This is a genomic window from Fictibacillus sp. EA-CB0309 (assembly GCF_055814265.1).
The window spans coordinates 2,798,329-2,821,872 of record NZ_CP169271.1 but is presented as its reverse complement, the minus strand read 5'-3'; the positions used below and the strand labels follow the sequence as shown (position 1 = coordinate 2,821,872).

The 23,544-nt window shown below is 40.4% G+C and carries 25 protein-coding genes and 2 pseudogenes; 21 read left to right on the top strand and 6 right to left on the bottom strand.

From position 1 onward, the window contains the following. Positions 1-77: 77 nt before the first annotated feature. The 3 genes from ACEWFH_RS15780 to ACEWFH_RS15770 all read left to right on the top strand — a co-directional run bounded on the left by ACEWFH_RS15780 (position 78) and on the right by ACEWFH_RS15770 (position 3,064). On the top strand, positions 78-1,079 hold the full coding sequence (locus tag ACEWFH_RS15780) for a S8 family peptidase (protein WP_473724746.1): 1,002 nt from the start codon (positions 78-80) through the stop codon (positions 1,077-1,079). Between the two features lie 40 nt (positions 1,080-1,119). After that, positions 1,120-1,296 carry a hypothetical protein gene (locus ACEWFH_RS15775; RefSeq protein WP_473724745.1) on the top strand — a complete coding sequence of 59 codons (177 nt, stop codon included), beginning with the start codon at positions 1,120-1,122 and terminating at the stop codon, positions 1,294-1,296. 673 nt (positions 1,297-1,969) lie between these two features. Then, positions 1,970-3,064: an MBL fold metallo-hydrolase gene (locus ACEWFH_RS15770; RefSeq protein ID WP_473724744.1), complete on the top strand. Its 1,095-nt coding sequence runs from the start codon at positions 1,970-1,972 to the stop codon at positions 3,062-3,064. A 123-nt stretch (positions 3,065-3,187) separates the two neighbouring features. On the opposite strand, the gene ACEWFH_RS15765 is transcribed toward ACEWFH_RS15770, so the two are convergent. After that, positions 3,188-3,616, bottom strand: a complete 429-nt coding sequence (locus tag ACEWFH_RS15765; protein ID WP_473724743.1) for a cupin domain-containing protein — start codon at positions 3,614-3,616, stop codon at positions 3,188-3,190. A 419-nt stretch (positions 3,617-4,035) separates the two neighbouring features. Between ACEWFH_RS15765 and ACEWFH_RS15760 the strand changes: the two genes are divergently transcribed. From ACEWFH_RS15760 to ACEWFH_RS15740, 5 genes are all read left to right on the top strand, one after another. Continuing rightward, complete coding sequence (locus ACEWFH_RS15760) at positions 4,036-4,557, top strand: thioredoxin family protein (RefSeq protein ID WP_473724742.1); 522 nt, start codon at positions 4,036-4,038, stop codon at positions 4,555-4,557. 117 nt (positions 4,558-4,674) lie between these two features. Continuing rightward, positions 4,675-5,595 (top strand): CobW family GTP-binding protein, encoded by a 921-nt coding sequence (locus tag ACEWFH_RS15755; protein ID WP_473724741.1) that lies wholly within the window; start codon positions 4,675-4,677, stop codon positions 5,593-5,595. 247 nt (positions 5,596-5,842) lie between these two features. Further along, complete coding sequence (locus ACEWFH_RS15750; RefSeq protein ID WP_473724740.1) at positions 5,843-6,217, top strand: hypothetical protein; 375 nt, start codon at positions 5,843-5,845, stop codon at positions 6,215-6,217. Positions 6,218-6,267: 50 nt separating this feature from the next. Beyond that, positions 6,268-6,453 carry a GyrI-like domain-containing protein gene (locus ACEWFH_RS15745; protein ID WP_473724739.1) on the top strand — a complete coding sequence of 62 codons (186 nt, stop codon included), beginning with the start codon at positions 6,268-6,270 and terminating at the stop codon, positions 6,451-6,453. 9 nt (positions 6,454-6,462) lie between these two features. Further along, on the top strand, positions 6,463-7,029 hold the full coding sequence (locus ACEWFH_RS15740; protein WP_473724738.1) for a hypothetical protein: 567 nt from the start codon (positions 6,463-6,465) through the stop codon (positions 7,027-7,029). 213 nt (positions 7,030-7,242) lie between these two features. On the opposite strand, the gene ACEWFH_RS15735 is transcribed toward ACEWFH_RS15740, so the two are convergent. Further along, the gene (locus ACEWFH_RS15735; RefSeq protein WP_473724737.1) at positions 7,243-7,923 is read right to left on the bottom strand and encodes a haloacid dehalogenase type II; all 681 of its coding nucleotides are present in this window, start codon (positions 7,921-7,923) and stop codon (positions 7,243-7,245) included. 123 nt (positions 7,924-8,046) lie between these two features. On the opposite strand from ACEWFH_RS15735, the gene ACEWFH_RS15730 reads away from it, so the two are divergent. From ACEWFH_RS15730 to ACEWFH_RS15685, 10 genes and pseudogenes are all read left to right on the top strand, one after another. Further along, positions 8,047-8,385 carry a LapA family protein gene (locus tag ACEWFH_RS15730; protein ID WP_473724736.1) on the top strand — a complete coding sequence of 113 codons (339 nt, stop codon included), beginning with the start codon at positions 8,047-8,049 and terminating at the stop codon, positions 8,383-8,385. 176 nt (positions 8,386-8,561) lie between these two features. Then, on the top strand, positions 8,562-8,726 hold the full coding sequence (locus ACEWFH_RS15725; RefSeq protein WP_473724735.1) for a hypothetical protein: 165 nt from the start codon (positions 8,562-8,564) through the stop codon (positions 8,724-8,726). A gap of 71 nt (positions 8,727-8,797) precedes the next feature. After that, a pseudogene (locus tag ACEWFH_RS15720) lies at positions 8,798-9,813 on the top strand (LacI family DNA-binding transcriptional regulator). Between the two features lie 81 nt (positions 9,814-9,894). After that, complete coding sequence (locus ACEWFH_RS15715) at positions 9,895-11,985, top strand: amylo-alpha-1,6-glucosidase (protein ID WP_473724734.1); 2,091 nt, start codon at positions 9,895-9,897, stop codon at positions 11,983-11,985. A gap of 43 nt (positions 11,986-12,028) precedes the next feature. Beyond that, complete coding sequence (locus ACEWFH_RS15710; protein WP_473724733.1) at positions 12,029-13,282, top strand: ABC transporter substrate-binding protein; 1,254 nt, start codon at positions 12,029-12,031, stop codon at positions 13,280-13,282. 30 nt (positions 13,283-13,312) lie between these two features. Continuing rightward, complete coding sequence (locus ACEWFH_RS15705; RefSeq protein ID WP_473727321.1) at positions 13,313-14,203, top strand: carbohydrate ABC transporter permease; 891 nt, start codon at positions 13,313-13,315, stop codon at positions 14,201-14,203. Positions 14,204-14,215: 12 nt separating this feature from the next. Continuing rightward, positions 14,216-15,041 (top strand): annotated as a pseudogene (locus ACEWFH_RS15700) (carbohydrate ABC transporter permease). Between the two features lie 239 nt (positions 15,042-15,280). Next, entirely contained in the window at positions 15,281-15,883 is a 603-nt protein-coding gene (locus ACEWFH_RS15695) for a biotin transporter BioY (RefSeq protein ID WP_473724732.1), read from the top strand. A gap of 15 nt (positions 15,884-15,898) precedes the next feature. Next, positions 15,899-16,885: a biotin synthase BioB gene (bioB, locus tag ACEWFH_RS15690; protein WP_473724731.1), complete on the top strand. Its 987-nt coding sequence runs from the start codon at positions 15,899-15,901 to the stop codon at positions 16,883-16,885. A gap of 128 nt (positions 16,886-17,013) precedes the next feature. Further along, the gene (locus ACEWFH_RS15685) at positions 17,014-17,811 is read left to right on the top strand and encodes a mechanosensitive ion channel family protein (protein WP_473727320.1); all 798 of its coding nucleotides are present in this window, start codon (positions 17,014-17,016) and stop codon (positions 17,809-17,811) included. Positions 17,812-18,029: 218 nt separating this feature from the next. Here the strand turns inward: ACEWFH_RS15685 and ACEWFH_RS15680 are convergent, their stop codons facing one another. Beyond that, the gene (locus ACEWFH_RS15680; RefSeq protein ID WP_473724730.1) at positions 18,030-19,520 is read right to left on the bottom strand and encodes a potassium/proton antiporter; all 1,491 of its coding nucleotides are present in this window, start codon (positions 19,518-19,520) and stop codon (positions 18,030-18,032) included. Between the two features lie 248 nt (positions 19,521-19,768). On the opposite strand from ACEWFH_RS15680, the gene ACEWFH_RS15675 reads away from it, so the two are divergent. After that, complete coding sequence (locus ACEWFH_RS15675) at positions 19,769-19,933, top strand: Fur-regulated basic protein FbpA (RefSeq protein WP_231868358.1); 165 nt, start codon at positions 19,769-19,771, stop codon at positions 19,931-19,933. A gap of 325 nt (positions 19,934-20,258) precedes the next feature. Here ACEWFH_RS15675 and ACEWFH_RS15670 read toward each other — a convergent pair whose 3' ends face one another. Further along, positions 20,259-21,665 carry an alanine/glycine:cation symporter family protein gene (locus ACEWFH_RS15670; protein WP_473724729.1) on the bottom strand — a complete coding sequence of 469 codons (1,407 nt, stop codon included), beginning with the start codon at positions 21,663-21,665 and terminating at the stop codon, positions 20,259-20,261. A gap of 380 nt (positions 21,666-22,045) precedes the next feature. On the opposite strand from ACEWFH_RS15670, the gene ACEWFH_RS15665 reads away from it, so the two are divergent. Further along, positions 22,046-22,546: a class I SAM-dependent methyltransferase gene (locus ACEWFH_RS15665; RefSeq protein WP_473727319.1), complete on the top strand. Its 501-nt coding sequence runs from the start codon at positions 22,046-22,048 to the stop codon at positions 22,544-22,546. 45 nt (positions 22,547-22,591) lie between these two features. Here ACEWFH_RS15665 and ACEWFH_RS15660 read toward each other — a convergent pair whose 3' ends face one another. Both ACEWFH_RS15660 and ACEWFH_RS15655 read right to left on the bottom strand, forming a co-directional pair. Further along, positions 22,592-22,945, bottom strand: a complete 354-nt coding sequence (locus tag ACEWFH_RS15660) for a DUF2512 family protein (protein ID WP_473724728.1) — start codon at positions 22,943-22,945, stop codon at positions 22,592-22,594. A 13-nt stretch (positions 22,946-22,958) separates the two neighbouring features. Next, complete coding sequence (locus ACEWFH_RS15655) at positions 22,959-23,105, bottom strand: hypothetical protein (RefSeq protein ID WP_473724727.1); 147 nt, start codon at positions 23,103-23,105, stop codon at positions 22,959-22,961. Positions 23,106-23,262: 157 nt separating this feature from the next. Here ACEWFH_RS15655 and ACEWFH_RS15650 point away from each other — a divergent pair, with 157 nt between their 5' ends. Continuing rightward, positions 23,263-23,499, top strand: a complete 237-nt coding sequence (locus tag ACEWFH_RS15650) for a hypothetical protein (protein ID WP_473724726.1) — start codon at positions 23,263-23,265, stop codon at positions 23,497-23,499. Positions 23,500-23,544: the final 45 nt, after the last annotated feature.

The window sequence follows — 23,544 nt, the reverse complement described above, 5'->3', positions numbered from 1 at the left end:
CCTATTGTCGTTAAAAAGCCCCATGAAGCTCAAATTGATGAACACTATTCTTTTTAACAAAAAAGGAGGTAAGAATCATGAGTGAAATCTGTTTAATTCCCTTTGTACTGGAAGAAGTGTTAGAAGAATCAAAAGAGGAAATTCCATACGGAGTCGAGATGATCAACGCACCGGCTTTTTGGCGTGAAGGAGAAAAAGGCCAAAGTGTTGTAGTAGCTGTTCTCGATACGGGATGTGACACGAGTCACCCTGAGTTAGCGAACCGCATTGCTGGAGGTCGGAACTTTGTAGACGGAGATGAAGATGATTATCGTGATGCGCATTATCACGGTACACATGTTGCAGGGACGATCGCCGCCACTTTAAACAATGCTGGAGTAGCAGGTGTAGCGCCAGATGTGAAGCTTTTGATCTGCCGAGTTCTTGGTAAAGATGGAGGAGGAACGTATCAAGGTATCATCGATGCCATTGATTATTCCGTAAAATGGCGGGGAGAGAATGGAGAACGAGTGCGTGTCATCTCCATGTCGCTTGGTGGCCCAACTGATGTACCCGAACTTCATGAGGCAGTTCAACGAGCGGTCTTAGAAGATGTACTAGTGGTCTGTGCGGCTGGAAATGAGGGGGACAACAAAGAAGATACGAACGAACATGCTTATCCTGGAGCGTATAAAGAAGTGGTACAAGTTGGTGCGGTTGATTCGAAAATGAAACTTGCTCCATTCTCAAACACAAATGATGAGATCGATCTCGTTGCCCCGGGAGTAGATGTGGTTTCAACGTACCCTGGCAATAAATATGCCAAGCTGTCTGGAACTTCGATGGCAACTCCGCACGTATCAGGTGCAGCGGCATTGCTTATTGAACGCGAGGAGAAATTGTTTGGCCGTGAGCTTTGTGAGGCTGAGGTTTACGCACAATTAGTGAAGAATACGTTAAGTATCGGGTTGACGAAAAAAGCAGAAGGAAACGGATTGTTAGTACTAAATGCACAAGAGAAAGCAGTGTGTGATAAGGAGACGTTACGAGCAATGAGAACTCCTATTGAAACGGCTGCAGCGAAAGAGTCAGAATCATAACTTTTGCCCCGTTTCTTAGGAAGAAAGGGCGTGTTGGGGGATGGCGTATAAAATTATTGCTCTTCTGATCAGCTTTGCGACCTTATGTGTCAGGATCTACGAAGAGATGAGAAGGCGTGCGAAAATCAAAGCAAAACAAGAAAAAGAAGAGCTGGAAAAGAAAAAGAAGCGAAAGCGTAAGAAAACAGCAAAGAAAAAGGAAAAGGAAAGTGCTTAAATGAATAAGAAGAGTGAAAGCTGATCTGCCGGACAAGATAATGTCTGAACAGATCAGCTTTTTTACTGTTGAGAAAGCGAAAAGATATTACAAAGTGACAACATATTAAGACAATCTATCTAACTTTAGGAAAGCGGATGCTGTGTGGGTGAAGTGTTAGCTGGGGTAAGCGTGAGTGACTGTTGCAGGGAGGGGTATAAAGCTTGTGATACTTGTCGATTTATGTAAACTCGCCGATTTACGAGCAAAACTCGCGGGAATATATCCAAATCTCGCTGAATTAAATCCGAAATTTCAAGGATTATTCCTAAAATTTCTCGAATTATACTCTTGATACCCCTCCTGGTATAGTTGGTGAACCGTTATGAAGAACAAAAAAACACTTTTTGTACGTTGTTTTAGCTCTTCTCCAAATAATGTTTAGTATTATGTTCATTTTGTGCTGTTTCTCACTATTTTACGACTTACTTGTATGTTTTTACCAGCAATTCACGAGTATTTAGAAGAAATCGTGAAGGAACTTTGAGTATTTATCAACGAGTAAGCACACATCTTCAGATTTTACAGATGCACCGCACAACCACTCAAGGAAACTCCCTCCTAAAAACTTGCTATCAAGTAAACAGAAGGAGTAGTATATTTACACTATGTTACATAAGAGAGGATCATCATTATGCTCGTTTTAAGTATCTTAATTGCCGCAATACTAGCAGTTATTTTATTCATCGTTTTTCACCCAGTGTTTGGACGAAAGCCTTCAAAGAATACGATACAACATAACAATACAATCGAACATTATTCCATCGGCACATTTATTAATCAAATTCCTACTGAAATGGCGACAGATTTCCGTTCTATGCTGCCTGTGTTAAAAGAATTTTTAAAGGGCAGTCCAAATAGACAGCCTAAACAAGCTATTCCTGTAAAACCGTTACAGCTTTCAGCACAGAATATTAGTCAAGGCACTAAGGTTACGTGGTTAGGTCACTCTGCGTTCTTAATAGAAATAGACGGTAAACGGATTCTTTTGGATCCCATGTTTGGTTCTGCACCATCGCCGGTGCCGTGGTTCGGTAACAAAAGGTACAGCAAAGAGCTGCCTTTTCGCGTTCGGGACTTGCCGCAAATTGATCTTGTTGTGTTTTCGCATGATCATTATGACCATCTAGATTATGGTTCAATAAAACAACTAAAACACAAAGTAAAAAAGTTTGTAGTTCCTCTTGGAGTTGGCGGGCATCTAAAAAGATGGGGTGTCGAAACAGATCGTATCAAAGAATGCAACTGGTGGGATCAAGTTGAAGTGGCAGGGATCGCTCTAGTTTGTACGTCTGCCAGACACTTTTCCGGAAGAAGCCTAACAGACAGGAATTCAACACTGTGGTGTTCGTGGGTTTTAAAAGGAAAAGATACAAAAATCTATTTTAGCGGTGACAGCGGATATGGTCCTCATTTTAAAGAAATTGGAGAAAAGTACGGTCCGTTTGATCTGACGTTGATGGAATGCGGTCAGTATCATGAAAAGTGGGCAGCGATTCACATGATGCCTGAAGAAACAGTGCAGGCGCATATCGATGTAAGAGGTAAGATCATGATTCCGATTCATTGGGGTGCTTTTACATTGTCACTGCATGACTGGACTGATCCTGTTGAACGAGCAGTAAAAGCTGCAGATGAACAAGGTGTTCAAGTAAGTACGCCTATGATCGGCGAGCCAGTGGCCGTAAATTCTGATAATCTTCCACAACAAAAGTGGTGGAGAAAATAAAAAAGAGTGACCTCACGAGGTCGCTCTTCGTTATTTATCCATTAACCTTCCATAAATCTAATAAAGGACCGTCACTTCCAAAAAGAGGATCTGTCTCAGGAAGAGGAACGAGCATGATATCATCTAACACTTTCGGACGATCATCAGGTTCACCTTTTTTAAGTTATAGTCCATTCCGTCTGGATAAGCCCCTGCTACTTTGAAATCAGTGCTTGAACCGATTAATTTGTGTCCCGTACCTGCAGGGAGAACGATAACATCTCCTTTAGAAACAGTCACTGAAACACCATCTTCACCGCCAAGTAGTAGCACAGCTTCACCGCTTATAACACCAAGAACTTCATGTGTATTGCTGTGATAATGATGATAATCATACACACCATTTTTCCAGCCGTTGGTCCAGCCATTCTGTTCAAACACATGCAAAGCATCCTGCGGCTCTTTTAATTTACCAACATACAACAAAACAGGCCATGAAGGGTGATTTGGGATCTTTCCATCGTCCGTAAAGAATAAGGTTTTCACATCTTCGCTCAGCATTTTCATATCCATAAGACGCCTCCCCCGTTTTCGTACCCTTTCCCTTATTTCTATGAAAAGAAACCTGTCAACTTTCTAATAAAACCGCTGGTGAAAAAAGAAAATGAAAGCAAAATTGCGAAATAGCTCAATTAATGACGAAAACTTATGTGTTTAAAAAAGTTTTCTTTTGTGTGAAAAGAGGTAATAAGTAAGTACAGAGTTATAAATGTTAGCGAAAGGTGGAAATCAGTATGAAGTACAAAGCGAAGGACTGGCTCCGGTTAACACCGAATGAGAGATACCTGCTTTTATTCGCTGTTTCCCAACTACAGAAAAAACTTAGAGCAGGTTAAAAAGAACCAAAAAAATAAATTTAAGCCGTTTTCGTTGCCACAACTCCCCTTGTTTGGTTAAAATAAGAATACATGATAAACAGGGAGGAACACAGGATGACAGACCTCAATACATGGTTCGATAAAGGCATGACTCGCTATGCATATATAAACTCTATGAAAACACACAAGGAAAACCTTCTTACAATCTACAATTCATTCGTACTTCCAGATCCGATGAAAGATGCGTTGCAAGGCATGCAAAAAAGCCGGTTGCGAGCCATTGTAATTACCGAAGACTGGTGTGGTGATGCGATGTTGAATCTCCCTGTATTGATGCGCATGGCAGATGAAGCGCTTATTGATATTCGTTTTATCTTGCGCGACCAGCATCCAGAATTAATGGATCGGTACTTAACAGGCAAAGCAAAATCGATTCCTATTATCATCTTTATTGATGAAAAAGGAAAAGAGATTGTGAAATGGGGACCGCGTGCGCCGAAACTGCAGCAGATTGTGGAAGAACGAAAGAAAAAATACCATCAAAAGAAGATCCGCGATACGAAAAAGCTTTCAAACTTTTTGCAGAAAAGATCTCCAGCTTATTTACCACTGACCATGCTCTATGGGAAGAGGTAAGTTTGGATATTATAAAGAAACTATTAGCGAAGTTAAACGTAAACAGCCTGTAACCGGGCTGTTTTTTTGCTTTGTGATAAAATAAAACAAGCAATTTCTATAGGGTAGAGGTGTAAGATGAAAAAGAAGGCAAATGTTATTATTCTAGCAGGCTTCCTAGGCAGTGGAAAAACTACGCTGCTTAAACAGCTGCTGAAATATGAAAAAGAGCACAATCATAAAACGGCTGTGTTGATGAATGAACTAGGTACGGTCTCAATCGATTCCGATGCGGTTCCGGGTGATGTGCCGCTAAAAGAATTGCTCAATGGATGCATCTGTTGTTCGTTATCTGACCAGCTGGAAAAACAACTTTGGGCACTTTGTAAAGAAAACGAGTTAGATACATTAATCATTGAAGCAACTGGTGCGGCTCATCCTATTGATGTTCTTGATGCCTGTTTGTCACCTTATTTATTAGACGACTTACAGGTTTCAGGAATCATCTCTATAATGGACGCACCAAGATGGCTGAATCGAGATACGATGAATGTTCAAGCGAAAATGTTGTTGCTTGAACAAATTAAACATGCGGATTTTATCATTTGGAATAAAACAGGCAGTTTGTCTGAGGAACAAAAGAGTCAGCTTGAAAGTGACGCAAAACGCTTGAACGAAGGGACGCCAAATGTGTTAACAGACTATGCCAAAGTGGAACTGTCACAGCTTTTTTCACTATCGGTTAAGAAGCGATCAGAACATCAACCTGTAACTGCAGATAAATTGAAGGTGAAAACGTGGATGTATTCATTCCAAGGCTCAGTTAAGAAGGATGTGTTTGAGAACTGGCTGCGCGAGGCACCGTCCTCTATTTACCGCATTAAAGGATACATCAAATACGAAGATCAACAAATCTATCTTTTTCAATATTCATACGGGTTGCCGTCTTGTGAAAAAGAACTAATGAAGATGCCGCTTAGACTCGTTTTTATCGGAGAAGATTTAGACGTTGAGAAATTAACAGAAGGTTTACAGGAAGTTGAAAGAATGAGTAAGTAAGTTTATAGCGGTTTGTTAGATTATGAGCGATTCCTGAGATTTACGAAAGATTCTTGAACTGATGAGACACTTGGGCTGAGGCTGTACCAAGTGTCTTTTTCTTGTTTATTTTTTATTAGATTGTTGTATGTGAGAGATTTTTAAGAAGAGTGTCTCCAAAAAACCTCATCTTAGTAACAAAATTATCAGGTTTTATGTTAATCTAATATTATCATAATTTTCCATTTTTTTACGAAGAGGTGTTTCAGTGAATACGAAAATTGTAACTCATGATCATCGGAAAATTCATTCAGATATTTATAAAATGAAACCTGGACATGTTTCTGTTCGTAAAATACCAGCAATGAATTATATCGCACAAGAGATGAATACAGCTTATCGTATGGATTGGGCAGGTAGACCGGAACCTATTGATGAAGAATGGATCGTATGGAAAGTTGTGAACCAGCTAAAAAACATTACGAAGAACACGCTGGATTATAAATTTACGTTAATGCCACATGAAATTATCTGGCATGAAAAAAATGATGAAAAATCGATTGCAACACAAATGATGCAAGTTCCGGATTGTATCACTCAAGAGATGTTTGAGGAAGCGCAACTTAATGTGGAAAAAGTCTGAAAAGAGAACTGCCACCAACAAAGCTCATTACATCGGAGTCGTTATTATGTGTGCAAAAGTTACATATTGGTCATTATCGTGAGACTTACAAAACATTAAAAGAAGTATGGAATTTTGCGGAACAAAATGGTTATAAACTAGATAAAAGTTACAGAGAAATCTATTTAACACCTGCGATGATGTGCCATAAACCAGAAACGTGGAAAACGGTTGTGAGTGTAGAAATTCAACCTTAGGAGCTTATCATGAGTATCGACAAAGTGAAGTTTAAACTTGAAATGAAAGAGGAAAATCGAGGTTTTTCATTTTTCTTAATCATCATATTTGTAGGCTTGATTATAAGTTCACTTTTTTTACTATTTGTTGGTTCTAACGATTCAAAGATAGAAGCCCAGATGACAGCTAGAGAATGGGGAGAGGCAGAATTACAAAATAATGAACCTATGAAATATCGTTTATTATCAGATTCAGAAAAAGTTAAATACGTTGATGTAGTTTCGGAGACCAATAAGGACGATCAACCTACCTACTCTTTTGAGAAGAATGATATGTTTCAATGGAAGATTAGCCGCAACGAATATATTTATAAACTACACTATTACCACTTGAAGACCTGTGCAGAGTGTCAAAAAGATGTTTGGGTTAGAGTGAAAAAAGAAGATATAGGATGGGTAGTCCCTCACGTACGGTTTTCTGAAACGATGGCAGAACCTTTAATTCAAGGTTTAGAGGGAGAGCAGGTTCCAACCTCAGAAGAACAAGAAAGAGAGTTGGAAGGGAAGAAATCAATTTTTACGAAACTTTTTAATTAGTAAGTTAGACAATCAGGGAGTGTATACAATTAGAAATCGTTACATGGGCATTACGTTAGTTATACTTGGAGCACTGATTATAATCGGATCTTTTACCATGGAATCAGATCTTGAGAGGAATATCCGAATATTTTGTTCTTCATAGGCACTCTGTTCATACCGGATTATTTTGTTACTTCTAAAAATAAAACAGAGAATAAATAAGAGCGGCCTTCATCTAGAAGACCGCTCTGTTTCATGCTTCAAAAGTTCTCGTAGATTGCTGAATTCATAGTCAGGTTTTATACCAAGCAAATCCATAGGAAGTTTTGCTCGATTTATCCACGCAGTCTTTAAACCATATGTTGCTGCACCTGTTATGTCCCAAAAGTTAGAGCTCATAAATAGAATTTCATGTCGGTTTACACCAAGCGTTTCATGAGCATACTTGTATGCAGCAGGAGCGGGTTTGTATCGTTTGACATCATCAACTGATAATACATTCAATAAACCATCAAGTTTGCGGTTCTTTACTAATGGCTCGAGCATTTCGTTCGTTCCGTTAGAAAAAATGATTTGTCTTACATCACGATCGTGAAGCTGCTGCAGTGTTTCGTGAACTTCCTCATAAGTATCAAGTTCAAAATAAGCCGCCATTAACTGATCGAGGGCATCTTCTTTGCAATGAAGTGATAATTTTTTTAAAGTATATAAAAGAGCGTTGCGCGTTATTTCGGAAAATGGAATATAACGCTGAGTGAGTTGATGCAGCATAAAATACTCTACCTGTTTTTTTCGCCATTCTTCACTGATCTCTTTTCCGTAACTTTTAAAAAGAGACTCTGCTTTTTCAGTAACGGAATGCACATCAAAAAGTGTTCCATACGCATCATAAACATAAGCTCTAATCGTCAAATGTATCACCACCTTATTAAGAAGGATACCCGAAATCGTAATAGCTCAAATATATTAAAAAAATTCGTGCATTCAAGTGAATTTCCTGTTATTACGGGAATAGATAACAATGAGGTGATAATAATGAAAATGCAATTGTATCTGTTATTCGGCTTTATCTTCGCACTGATTATAGCAACATTCGCCGTTATTAACGTTGGTGATGTAGAGATCAACTATCTCTTTGGAACGGCTAACTGGCCATTAGTTCTCGTTATTTTAGGCTCAGCCGTTATCGGTGGACTATCGGTTGGTTTGTTTGGACTCATTAAAGTGATTCAACTGCAGCGCCAAGTGAAAAAGCTCCATCAGATTCACAATGAAAAGCAAACGTGGAATGAGGAATCGGTTAGAGAGACTTCAGCAGAAACAGTCACTCCGGCAGAAGAAGTTCCTCATGAGAAAGTAGAAGAAACTAAGTAGATTTTATAAAACCTGTGATTAGTCAATATTTGGCTTATCACAGGTTTTTATTTTGGGCACTTAGACGAAACAAGATTCCTCACGTAGTTTTTGGCTACCTGTTTTCTAAACGCTCTTTTCTAAAAGATTGTTGCTTTCAAATCTTTGTCTTCTATGATAGTTGATTGGAGCGCAAGATGCGAGACTCCTGCGGGACAAGCGGTCAGGTGAGACCCTTAAACTTAAAGGCGCAAAACGGCAAGGGGCTCACCGTCTGCCCCGCGGAAAGCGAGCATCTGGAACGGAAATCAACCACTTTCAACAACAACAAAGAATACGAAAACAGCCTTTTAAAAACTTAACACTTGAAAGCGCGTTCAATTCGAGTTAAGATAACAACTAATCATATCCGAAACGTTTTGGAGGATTTTAAATGGCCACGATTAGAGATGTCGCAAAAAAGCAGGTGTATCTGTTACAACGGTTTCCAGAGCGTTGAACGGCTACTCGGATGTAAATGAAAAAACAAGAGAACGAATTAAGCAGATTGCACAAGAACTGAGTTACAGTCCCAATTTATTGGCGCGAAGCCTTGTTATGAAAAAGACAAAAACTATTGGATTGCTCGTTTCGGGCCTTCGGATTGAAGGCAGCAAGGATAACTTTACCTTTGAAGTGCTTTGCGGTGTAAATGATCGTGCTGGCGAGCTTGGATATGAGCTCGTATTAATCAGTACCGATTCCAAAAAACAGCAGGAAAAAACATACAACCAGCTTTGTAAAGAAAGAAAAGTAGAAGGCGTTATCCTGCAAGGAATTAAAACGGATGATCCTTATTTAGACGAAGTTTTAAAAAGTGATATTCCTTGTATCTTAATTGATATTCCGATGGAAAGTGAATCGGTAGGGTACGTGACAACTGATAATAAAATTGGCGCTAAAACCGCAGTAGAGCATTTGACGAAACTCGGACATCGTAACATAGGCATGGTTAACGGTCATAGCCAGGCCTTTGTCAGTCAGGAAAGGTTAGAAGGTTATCAAGAGGCGCTTCAGACTATCGGCCTTGTGTTTAACGAAGATTATGTAGTGAACGGTGCTTTCTTAGAGGAAACGGCAGAGCAGGTAACAGCCGATCTGCTCCAAAAACATCCTGAGATCACAGCGCTATTTTGTGCAAGTGACTTAATGGCGATGGGAGCCATACGTGCAGCGAAGAAGATGGGGAAAAACCTTCCAGCTGATCTATCCATCATTGGTTTTGATAACATTATCCTATCTGCATACTCAACACCAGCTCTGACGACGATTGCACAAGACCGTTACAAACTAGGAGTTGAAGCAACAGCCCTTTTAACAAATATGCTAGAAGGAAACGTAGCGGAAAAGAATAAAGTGCTAAACACTGCTTTAATAAAAAGAGAGTCAACAACAGAAAACCACAGTTAGTGGTTTTTCATTAGGACATCACCGAAAACGTTTTGGATAACTAATGCGAGAAAAAAGTGGAGAGAGCAGGGGAAACGAACCATGAATTACCGCGTGATTAAAGAGAACGATTTATTTTTCTTAACAGACGACAAAGGCAACATTCCAAAAGAAAACGACTATGGACTGGGTCTATATACAAAAGACACTCGTTTTTTGAGCAAGTTCGATATCAAGATCAATGGACAGGATCCTATTCTTTTATCCTCTTCAGCAGATGAAAACTATATGGCGAAGATATTGCTGACAAATCCACATATGGAGAAAGACGGTGAACTGATCTTATGGAGGGAATCAGTCGAAATCGAAAGAAAGCGCTTAATTTATGATGGCGTTTTGTATGAAACTCTTCAGGTTAAAAACTATTATCCAAAGCCACTAGATTTCGAGATTAGTGTTCATGTTGACGCTGATTTTACAGATATGTTTATCGTACGAGGCTTCCAATCAGGTGAAGTTGGAAAGCGTACTGGGGAAGAGGTGACCAATACATCTCTAAACTACTTTTATAAAGGATCAGATGATGTTGAACGTGCAACGAAGATTCAATGGGATCGTGAAGCTGAATCGGCAAAGAAAGAAGGAGACATAGCTTTTCAGTTCCATTTGAACCATGGGGAAGCACAGTGTGTAACGTTCTCTGTTTCTCCTGAGATCAACGGAAAATCAGGGACTGTGATCCATCCAGAGGAAGCACTCCAAAACTTACATGCTTCATACGAAAAGTGGGAAGCAGAAACCACAAAAGTGGAGACGGATTACAAGCCGCTTCAACGTCTAATCGACCGTGGAATCATGGATCTTCGTGTTCTCTTAACAGATATCGGACATGGCTCATTCCCTGTTGCAGGGTTACCTTGGTTTGGCGTTCCGTTTGGAAGAGACAGTTTGATCGCTGCGCTTCAAATGCTTGCCTTTAATCCCGAAATCGCAAAAGGGACTTTGTTAACGATGGCTTCTCAGCAAGGAACAAAAGTCGATCCGTGGCGTGATGAACAGCCAGGAAAAATCATGCACGAAATTCGTTACGGTGAACTTGCGGCGACAAACCAGATTCCATTCACTCCTTATTACGGAACCATTGATGCAACACCGCTTTTCTTAGTTCTTTTATCTGAATATACAAAGTGGACGGGTGACTTAACACTCTCAGAACAGCTGTTGCCAAATATTGAAGCTGCACTCAATTGGATCGACGAATATGGAGATCGAGATGGTGATGGTTTTGTGGAGTATCACCAAGAATCGAGCAAGGGAATTGCTAACCAAGGCTGGAAGGACTCAGGTGATTCAATTGTCCATCGAAACGGCGATTATGCTGAAACGCCTATCGCACTTTCTGAAGTTCAAGGCTATGTATATCAAGCGAAGCTCGGTGTTGCAGCGATTTACGAAGCGCAAGGAAAAGTAGAGGAAGCTAACAAACTTCGTGAACAAGCAGAGAAATTGAAGAAACTGTATGACGAGCAATTTTGGATGGAGAATCAACAGTTCCATGCCATTGCTTTAGATAAAGATAAGAAGCAAGTGGGTACGTTAACGACGAATCCTGGTCATGTGCTTTTTGCTGAAATGCTTGAGGAATCAAAAGCTAAAAAAGTGATAGAAAAGCTCGTTTCTCCTAAGTTTTTCTCTGGCTACGGTATCCGTACGATGGCAGAAGGAGAAGCAGGCTACAATCCGATGAGCTATCACGACGGTAGCATCTGGCCCCATGATAACAGCATGATCCTGCTTGGGATGAGTAAGCTTAATCACCAGCATAACGCCAACACGGTAATCAACGGGTTAATTGAAGCAGCAAGTCATTTTGAATATGACAGATTGCCTGAGCTTTTCTGCGGATACGATTCTAAGATCGGACGAGCTGTAAAATATCCTGTTGCGTGCTCTCCACAAGCTTGGGCTGCCGGAACACCGCTTGTATTTGTTCAAACGATCCTCGGGTTGTTTCCTGATAGTTTAAACAAAGTGATTCAACTTTCTCCTCAGTTGTTAGAAAACATGAATGAGTTGAAAGTCGAAAGAATCAAGATCGGTGAAGGTTATCTTTCCGTTGATGTTCGCACAAAAGGTACAGAAACAGTCGTGACGATCGTGGAAAACACGACAGGATATGAGATTGTTCAATAAATGAGAGCCTCATTCACTTTTGTTGAAGAAGGGAGTTTATAAAATGAGACGTAAAAAGTGGCTGTCTGCGTTAGGAATTTCATCGCTGCTTCTGGCAACGATTCTGTCGGGCTGTGGAAATGACGAAAAAAGTAAATCAGGTAAGACCGAGATCGTTCTGAGTGGATGGGGCGGAAATCCGACAGAGCAAAAGCTGTTGAATGAAGTGCTAGCTGATTTTGAAAAAGAGCATCCGCATATTGACGTAAAGCTAAATACAATCAGTGATCAGTATATGGATGTATTGAAGACTCGGCTGATAGGTGGAACCGCAGCGGATGTATTCTACCTTGATGCATTTGAAGCCCCTGCCTTAATCGAAACGGGTGCTGTTGAACCGCTCAACAAATATGTGACAGAAGACTTTGATCTCGATGATTTTGAAAAACCGATGCTTAATGCGTTTAAAGATGACGGAGAACTGTATGGTTTGCCAAAAGATTATTCAACTCTAGCCCTTTTTTATAATAAGAAAATGTTTAAGGAAGCGGGTATCACAGAACCTCCAAAAACGTGGGAAGAGATGGAGGATGTCGCAAAAAAGCTGACAGATCAAGAAAATCAAGTGTATGGACTTGGTATGCTTCCGCAGATTGAGCGCATGTATTATATGGCTGAATCTCGCGGTGGCGAAGTGATAACAGATGGTCGTGCAACGTTCGCTGACGAGAAAGTAGTCGACGCGATTCAGCCTGTTGTAGATATGCACGTGAAAGACAAGACGGCAGCTTCACCTTCAGAAGTTGGTGCAGGGCAATCAGCTGGTGAGATGTTCGGACGGGGTAAAGCAGCAATGGTTATGGAAGGGAACTGGAATATTCCGTTCTTAGAAGACACCTTCCCTGATCTTGACTATGGAACGGCGGAGCTGCCGACTGTAAACGGGAAAAAAGGCACGATGTCCTTTGCGGTAGGTTACGCGATGAATGCAGAATCTGAACACAAGAAAGAGTCCTGGGAATTAATACAATACCTGACAGGCAAAGAAGGTATGAAGAAATGGACGAGTAAGGGGTTTGCTCTTCCAACTAGGAAGTCAGTTGCAGCTGAACTAGGATTTGACCAGGACGAACTTCGCGGGCCACTCGTTAGCGGCGCCGAGTATGCAACGGTTTGGCAGGATGGTCCAACGCTTCCGATTGTGATGAACAACTTTAACAATCAGTTTCTAAGTGCATACTTGGGTGACCGTCCATTAAAAGAAGCATTGAAAGATGCAGAGAAACAAGCGAACAGAGAAATTAAAGTTACGGAATAATGCAAAGGAAATGAGGTGAACAACGTGAAGATGTTTTCGAAAAAAGAGAGAAGAGAAGCGGGGCAAGGTTATTTATTTCTACTTCCGGCACTCCTTGTATTAGGTGTCTTCGTCATAGCGCCTATCCTGTATGCCGTCTTCCTTTCCTTTCATAAAGTGGAGCTGATCGGCGGGGCGAGCTATGAATTTCGGGGATTGGATAACTTTTTGAAAGTTACATTTGATGACCGGGCGATTATTGCACTGAAGAATACAGCCATTTATGTGGCAATCGTTGTGCCAACACAGACGTTCCTAGCGCTGGTTTTGGCATCATCACTCAACGCTGGGCTTAAGGGACAAAAGTTTTTCCGTATCGTTTACTTTTTGCCGACATTAACATCATCTGCTGTACTTACGCTTATTTTCATGTGGATGTACAATCAGAACGGTTTAATCAACTATGTGTTGAAATTCTTGAATCTGCCAACCTATAACTGGATCGGTGACCCGGACGTAGCCCTGATCGCTATCATGATTATGAATATATGGGCAACAGCGCCGTTTTTTATGGTTATTTATCTAGCGGCTCTTCAAGACATTCCCGACAGTCATTACGAAGCAGCTGAACTTGATGGGGCGGGTGCGATTCAAAAGTTCTGGCATATTACGGTTCCAAACTTGCGCCCTGTAACATCATTCGTTGTCATCATGGGGCTGATCGGAACATTCCAGCTTTTTGATCAATCGTATATTTTCTCAGGCGGATCGGGTGGACCGAACAACTCGACACTGACGGTTGTACTCTTAATCTATCAATATGCGTTTAAGACACTCGGCACGATGGGCTATGCAACAGCGATTGCTTTCATGCTCGCCATCATTATCCTAGTCGCTACAATTTTACAGCGCAAATTCTCAAAAGAAGAATCACTTTACTAAGGAGGGGATACCATGAAAAAACGATCGGCTGGAAGAAAAGCTTTATATGTCATATTGATTGTTTACGCGATCATCACCGTCATTCCGTTTTTATGGGCTCTGTCCTCTTCTTTTAAAACACTAGGGGAAATCGTAAGCGGATCAATCAACTTTATTCCAAAAGACTTTACGCTCGATAACTATAAACAGATCTTCACGAGAGAACCTTTATTCGGCAGATGGTTGTTTAATAGTTTGTTCATTGCAACGATTGGAACATTGCTGAATTTACTCTTCAACTCCATGGCTGGATATGCGCTCGCAAGACTTAGCTTTCCAGGGAAAAAGAGCATCTTCTTAATGATTTTGGCGGTATTGATGATTCCGTTTCAAGTGACGCTCATTCCGAACTTCTTAATCTTAAAAGAGCTTGGATGGCTGAACTCTTATCAAGGGATGATCATTCCAGGCGCGGTTAATGCGACGTTCATCTTCATGATGAGACAGTTCTTTATCAACTTCCCGAAAGAAGTGGAAGAGGCTGCTGCAATCGATGGGTTGGGCCGATTTGGAACATTTTTCCGCATCGTGCTGCCGCTCGCAAAACCCGCACTTGCGGCTCAAACGATCTTTGTATTCATGGCGTTCTGGAACGACTTCATGAGAGCCGCTTATCATTTTGTCTGATCAAGAGATGTTCACGCTGCCACTAGGCTTAAACTCGTTCAAAGGTCAATTCATCTCGTTTTGGAATTACATCATGGCAGCATCCATGGTCTTTACGCTGCCGATTCTCGTACTTTATGCTTTCTTTAACCGTTATTTTGTGAAAGGGATCAAGTTTACGGGAGATAAGTAGTTATAATTGAGCAAAACTGGTTTCGTTGGTGTGCAATGCACCTGCGAGCCAGTTTTTTTGTTCGCACAACCCTAAAATATTTGGTGATCAACAAATCTTAAAACAACAACCACTCTAGGTCTTAGAGTGGTTGCTTTATTTTTTATGTTAACCAATTATATATTTCAAGTTGACGCAAATAAAAACCTTCGCTATTCTTAATCATATAAAGTTCTTACATACATTTGGAGGTAGTTCTTATGACAACACAAAGAAATGGATTAAAGACGATTGACATTACACTGATTGGAATGTTTGTAGCGCTAATGGCGATCGGTGCCAACATTACGACCATCTTTCCGTTCATGGTCGTTGGGGGAGTTCCGATTACCTTACAAACGTTTTTCTGTATTCTAGCGGGTGCTTTGTTAGGAAGCAGATTAGGTGCTATTGCGATGAGTGTTTACGTATTGGTTGGGTTAGTTGGAGCGCCGGTGTTCGCTCAATTTAAGGGCGGATTTGCAACAGTTGTAAGCCCGACGTTCGGCTTTCTCCTATCTTTTATTCTAGTAGCCTATGTAACAGGATTAATCATTGAAAAGAATGGCGGCAAGGTTTCTTATGTGGTCGCAACACTTGTAGGGACTGCCATTAACTATGCAGTAGGAACAAACTTGATGTTCATGGCTTATAAAATGTGGGCAGATGCACCAGAAGGGTTCACATACTCCATGGCTTGGGCGTGGATGATGGTTCCCCTGCCAAAAGATATTATTCTTGGAGTTTGTGCCGGACTGCTTGCTCCACGCATTAACATTGCGCGTAAGAAATCAATGTCACATCACACAAAACACGCATCATAATAGGGAGGACATGCAATGATTTGGAATGCACTCGCTGAAAAAGTATTGAACGGGGAAGAACTCTCGAATGATGAGGCCCTTTCCATTTTAGAATGTCCAGATGAAGATTTGCTTTTATTGCTGCATGGATCGTATCAAATTCGAAAACACTATTATGGAAATCTAGTAAAGCTCAATATGATTATCAATACAAAGTCAGGTGCATGTCCAGAGAACTGTGGATATTGCTCACAATCTATCGTTTCGACGGCTCCGATTGAGACGTATAAGATGATGGATAAAGATGAGATGGTAAAAGGTGCGGAGACGGCATATCACTTAAATGTCGGTACCTATTGTATCGTAGCGAGCGGTCGCGGACCGACAAACCGAGATGTAGATAAAGTTGTAGAGGCCGTCAAAGAAATCAAAGATACTTATGGATTGAAGGTTTGCGCATGCCTGGGCATCTTAAAACCAGAACAAGCAGCGCGATTAAAAGAAGCAGGTGTCGATCGATACAATCATAACTTAAACACTTCTGCCCGAAACCACGAGAACATCACGACTTCCCATACATACGATGACCGGGTGAATACGGTGAACGTTGTAAAAGAAAGCGGTATTTCTCCGTGTTCGGGTGTAATCGTTGGCATGAAAGAGACAAAGCAAGATGTCATTGATATGGCAAGAAGTCTTAAAATGCTAGACGCGGATTCAATTCCAGTGAACTTTTTGCATGCGATTGACGGAACACCGCTTGAAGGTACAGACGAGCTCGATCCTCGCTACTGCTTAAAGGTTCTGGCATTATTCCGTTATATTAATCCTTCAAAAGAGATTCGTATCTCTGGTGGACGTGAAGTGAACTTAAGAAGTTTACAGCCACTTGGTCTTTATGCCGCAAACTCCATATTTGTAGGAGATTATCTTACGACAGCCGGTCAAGAATCAACAGAAGACCATAAGATGCTAGAGGATATGGGATTTAAAATCGACCGTACACCTGTTATGGCACCATAATTTTTTGTTAAAGATTGAAAAGCCGCTCCAAGCTTTGTACAATAGGTTGTATTCTATTGTACATAGTGGGAGTGGTTTTTTTGGAGAGATGGCAGAAATGGGTAGAAAAAATAAATTGGGCTGAGTTGATGCTTTCAGCAGGACTTTGGGCTACGAAGTTCTTGCTGATCATCGTCATGTTCATAGTTATTCGATCCATCGGAAGACGAGTGATCAACAGAATGTTTGATAAAGCGGCTTCGCATCGCAAAATGTCGACTGGTAGAATTATCACGCTGCAAAAACTTGTGGTGAATTTATTCTCATATGTTCTGATTTTTGTGTTTGCAGGTATTGTATTTAAGCAATTCGGATTAGAGATTGGAACATTGATTGCTGGGGCCGGTGTAGTAGGATTAGCGATTGGTTTTGGAGCGCAAGGGCTAGTAAGTGATGTCGTAACAGGATTCTTTATACTTCTTGAAAAGCAAATGGAAGTTGGGGATTATGTAACGATTGGCGGTGTGGATGGAATCGTAGAGGAAGTGGGTTTAAGAACGACTCACATTCGTGCGTTTGACGGTACACTTAACTACATGCCAAACCGTGAGATCAGTACGATCGCAAATCATACAAGGGGCAACATGCGTGCACTTGTTGATATTGGAATTGCGTACGAGGAAAATATTGATAAAGCTCTTGTCGTACTTCAAGACGCTTGTGACAAAGTAAAAGAAAAGAATCCAAGTATTATGGAAGGACCTAACGTCCTTGGTGTTCATATGCTTGGTTCATCAGAAGTTGTGATCCGCATTATTTCAAAAACAATAAACGGGGAACAATGGGCAGTTGAGCGTGAATTGCGTAAAGCTTTAAAAGAAGCACTGGATGCAAACGGAATCGAGATTCCATATCCTCACCAAGTACAAGTGGAAAAAGGGGCATAATGAAGGAAAAGCCGGGGATGGTTGTCCCCGGCTTTTTATGATGTAAATTTATTTGAGCAAAAATTTATTTAAGGTATCTTCTGAACTACGATCAATCGTTTTGCATTCCTGTCATTTCTTCAACTTCTTTCAAGAACAACAAGGATCACTAGAACGAAAAGTTCCTTGCAAGGCTAGTGAAGGCTAATGTGACAATGCCAATTTTCCTGTGATAAACGTCACATCGAGCTTTTTTCAATGTTTTGTTCTGATAGATAATCGGTTAGCTTCTTCAGTTTGTTTTTGTTAGCCATGATATACAGGATGTCATGAGCATGAATTTTCGTTTTACCAGTGGGTGTAATGAGTTCATCTCCTCTAATCATGGCACTAACAATGGATTCTTTCGGAAATGTAATTTCTTCAAGTGTCTGTCCGATAATCTTTGCGTTTTCGGGAACGAAGAATTCCACGATCTCCGCGTTCGCTTTACCGATGGAAACAAGCTCCAAGACGTGCGGTGAAGTCGGTTTTTCTTTTTCTGTTAATTTTAACTTCTGAGCTACCCATGGGATGGTAGAGCCTTGGATAAGGGCAGAAGTAAGAACCACGAAAAACACAAGATTAAACAATAATTGGCTGTTCTGAACACCTGCAATCAAAGGGAACGTTGCAAGTACGATTGGAACAGCACCACGCAGTCCTGACCAAGAGATAAAGAGCTTTTCTTTTGTGGTAAAAGAAGAGAAATACATACTTAAAAATACACCGATCGGACGCGCGACAACAATTAGCACAACTGATATGATCAAGCCTTTTACCATAATGCCGACATGGAACAATTCACTAGGGAAAACAAGAAGACCTAAGATGGCAAACATCAGAATCTGCATCATCCACGCAAAGCCTTCGTTAAAACGTACGATAGAGTTTCGGTACGTTAAATGGTTGTTCCCCATAATAACAGCTGCTACATAAACTGCCAATAATCCACTCGCACCGGCAAGCATCGTCACACCGTATGAAAGGATCGCAAAAGATAAAGCGAATACAGGATAAAGTCCGCTTGATTCAAGTTGTATACGGTTGATTGCATATACAGCCAGTTTACCGAAAAGATAACCAAAGACAATTCCCATTCCCATCTGCCAAAAGAAAGAGAAGATAAGTCCTGCGATTGAAGTTGAATCTTTTGTCAGTAATTCAATGAATGTAATCGTTAAAAATACAGCCATAGGGTCATTGGAGCCAGATTCTGCTTCAAGTGTTGATGAGAGTTTTTCCTTAACATTCTTTCCAGTTAAAACAGAGAATACGGCTGCAGCGTCGGTTGAACCTACGATTGACCCGAAAAGAAACGCTTCTAGCCAGTTCACATCTAGCAGAAATTTAACCGCTACTGCTACAACAGCTGTGGTAAGAAATACACCGAATGTGGCGAGGGAAAGGGAAGGATACAATATAGGTTTAACACTGCTCCATTTCGTCTGTAATCCGCCTTCAAACAAAATGATAATAAGTGCTAATACACCGACCAGCTGGGTTAGGTGCGGGTCGTCAAAATAAATGAAATTAAGACCATCACTTCCGACAAGCATTCCTATGCCAATGAATAAAACAAGGGCAGGCAGACCAAACCGAGAAGAGAACTTCGTGGTAATGACACCTAAAAGCAGAAGGATTGCGAGTAATAATATGAAATAATCTACGTTAAGACCACCTTCGAACATATCAGCTCTCCTTTTCATTATTATGGGCTCTGTCATCTTTTACTGTTGATTTCCGTTACAGTATCGACGACAAATAATGTCTTGAAACAATTGACATTTTAACCAAAAGCGGGTAATGTTGACGTGTGATAAAAGTTACTAATTTACATCACCTTACACACATTAGAACATAAACTATTGTTGAAAAGTTTTTCTCCATCATTAAAGGGTAAGTAGAATGTTGAAGAGATTTACAGGAGGGATTGAACGTGTCAGCGGACCATCAGAAAAGAGAAAATTTAATAGCTGATCTATTGCTACATAACATATATAAGACAGCAGATGGACGTCATCTATACGAGCTTTCTTTGCAGGATCTTGAACAACAATTTAAGGATTTACTTTCCCCGCCTGCACAAGAAGAAGCAACTTAAGTATGTAGTGTGATACAACACAAACTGGCTGAATAAGCCGGTTTTTTAAATTGAAGTTAAACAGAGCCGCTCTTTAAGATAAGCTGTTTTCGTATTCATTGTTGCTTTTGAATGAAGTTGATTTCCGTTCCAGGTGCTCACTTTCCGCGGGTCAGGAGTCTTCCACCTTCCACTACAACCAACTTTTCCAAGAAGACAATAAAAAAGATTAAAAAGCAACAATCCTTTAGAAAACAGCCTTAAGGTATCCCTAGTAAACCTATACGGTAAATTTTAAAAAGGTTTCAAAAAAGAAGACTCCTGCGTAGAGTCTTCTTTTTCATACTTATTTGTTTTCCGAAGTTTCTTCTCCCCATACTTCCGTATTATGAAGTCCGATGCTGGACGCACGGAACACAGGGTCTTTTCCTTCTTTCTTCTGTTTCAGATAATCACCAAGGGCATCAAAAGCAATTTTTCCGAGCAATGAAATGGCAATCAAGTTAATGATGGCCATCAGTCCCATAAACAAGTCAGCTAAACTCCAAACAAAGTCTAGAGAGGCGATAGCACCATAACCGACCATTGCCACAACAGCCACGCGATATAGTTGTAACCATACTTTATTCGTGCTGATAAACTCAATGTTGGATTCCCCATAATAATAGTTACCAACAACAGAACTAAAGGCAAACAGCAATACGATAATAGCAAGGAACGGACCAGCCCAAGATCCTAACACCGTATTTAAAGCTTCTTGAGTTAAAATGATTCCGTCCGCTTCTTTTGAATCATACATACCCGATAATAGGATGATGAATGCTGTAGAAGAACAGATCAAAAGTGTATCAACGAACACGCCTAGAGTTTGAATAAGACCTTGTTTAACAGGGTGGCTCACATCTGCTGTTGCTGCAGCGTTAGGCGCACTACCCATACCGGCTTCATTCGAGAAGAGTCCGCGTTTAATTCCATTCATCATAGCAGCACCAAGAGCACCGCCTGCTACTTCCTCAACTCCAAATGCACTTTTAAAAATCATGCTGATTACTGCCGGAAATTCAGTAATATTTGTGATCACAACAAACAATGCGACTAAAATATAAAGTCCGGCCATAATCGGTACGATAACTTCAGAAACTTTAGCGATTCGTTTGATGCCGCCGAAAATAATAATTGCTGTTACAACCGCTAAGAAAATACTTACGTATAATGGCTTAATATCAAAAGACTGTCCAAATGCACTGGCGATCGTATTGGATTGAACCGAGTTAAAAGCAAGTCCGAAAGTAATAGAGATTAAGACTGCGAATATAACACCCATCCAGCGTGCGTTTAATGCTTTTTCCATGTAGTACGCAGGTCCACCACGGAAAGCAACTCCATCGCGTACTTTGTAAATTTGAGCTAACGTACTTTCCACAAAAGCTGATGCAGAACCAATCAAAGCAATCAGCCACATCCAGAACACAGCTCCAGGCCCACCTGCTGTGATAGCAAGAGCCACACCGGCTAAGTTACCTGTACCCACACGAGAAGCAGTACTGATACAAAAAGCCTGAAACGAAGAAACACCCTTCTTATCCGCTCTTGCACCTTCACCTAAAAGGCGAATCATCTCGCCAAACATACGGAACTGAACAAATTTTGTTCGAACCGTAAAATAAAGTCCTAATCCAATTAACATGACAATCAGGATATACGACCATAAGTAATTGTTAACACTGCCTATAAGATTGTTAATCCAATCCATTTCTTACACCTCATTTAATCTAATGTCTGTCTCAGCTGTACACCATTTTTTAATGTAACAAAACCTCACATGTTTTTCAATTATAATTTTTACCAATTGATTCTGCTGATGCTTTGTAAGTAGTTGATACTCGCTCCAGGTTGCTTCGCTTTCCGCTGCTGAAAATATTATCAATAAATTCCAAATGTGATATTCCCCGTTAAATGACCGGATAAACAAGGTTTTTAAATAAATAGGCTGTTTATTCTGCTAGATTCAACTCACCACAAATTGTTTTTGGAATATTATAGATAAAGTTGATTGAAATAATCGGAATTAAAGCAGGTGTTGAGAATGGAAGGCGGAACCTCCTTTTTATACAAAAATTTATACAGTCTCCCATGCAGATCGGAAGCCTATTTCCAAGCTCTGTAGCCTTAGCCAAAAAAATGACTAATCCCTTAAGTTGGGAAAATATAAATGAAGCCGCTGAACTCGGTGCAGGTACAGGAGTGATAACGAATGAAATCATTCAATCTATGCAGCCAGGAACAAAACTTCATGTATTCGAAAAAGACGAAGAAATGAGAAGAAAACTGCACATCCAACTTCCAGAAATCATGGTATACGAAGATGCTCGTGAGATTCTGAGAAGTATTAATAAGAGCGAAGGATCGCTCGACGCTGTTTTCTCGGGCCTTCCTTTCGCTAACTTTCATAAAAATATACGTCTAGAGATTGTTGAGGAAGTGTATCGATCTCTTAGACCAGGTGGAGTGTTAGTAGCATTTCAATATACGACTCAAATGAAAAAGACCTTTCAACGCTATTTTAAAACGGTAGACATTTCTTTTGTGCCAAAAAATTTCCCGCCAGCTTTTGTTTATATTTGCGAAAAATAAGATACAAAAATGTGATTACCTCGAAATTCGAGATAATCACTTTTTTTAGCAGTAAGAATGGTCAAGATGGTCCGAGATCAAATGTTTATGAACCATCGCTTCCATAGCAGTAATTAGAATCGCGATCAACAATGCGCCCCATAAAGAAATATTTACTCCAGGCAAGATTAAGCCTAAAAGGTATACGAGTACAAAACTTGATGCGAAATCAACTGCGAGTTGTTTGTTATAAGAAATTCGCGGGACCATGATATATTCCAACAACACTCCTATTGGAGCCAATATTGCCGTTATCCATATAAAGGGTTGTACAAACTGAAAATCAACGCTTTTAAAGAGAAAATTAGCTAGAATAAGAGCTAACGGAATTCCTAATAATTTTATCATCAAACTTTGCATCTTCTTTCACTCCTTATAAATTATTATTCTGCTGGCTGATCTCGCCTTCGTTCAAGTAAAGATTTGCGTCTTCAAGTTTTTGGTGTTTATCTACAGATTCTCCGCGAACTTTATCTAAGGTAGGTGCAGTTTTCTTTTCACGTTGTTTATCTTTACTCATTCATTATCTCTCCTTATGAAATTCATTCATTTATCAGAATGAACGTAGGACAAGCGTTTTATACCTTTTGTGAAAAGTTCTCGCTGGAAGTGTCATAAAAAGGGAAAGAAGAGGGTATTACTTCTGTAAGAAAGTAATTTATAAGGAGGCGGGAGAGGTGGAATATTCGCTGTATAAGAAAGATGGCAAGTTTCCATGCGATGTTACAGTCGATTATGATAATATGGTCTTTACAGTCAGGGATAGTGACACCACAGGTGAAGTGTTCAACAGTGCGAGTGAAGTGGCTCAGTGGATCAAACAGCATTGGTCCGTTGAGCAGTTTCAAAGGCCAGATGATTATTACGACTTAATGAAGCACCTCGAGAATTCTTTACAGGATGAAGTGAAATAGAATCAAACAGAAGGTCGGGTGATTAACACCTGACCTTTTCTTATG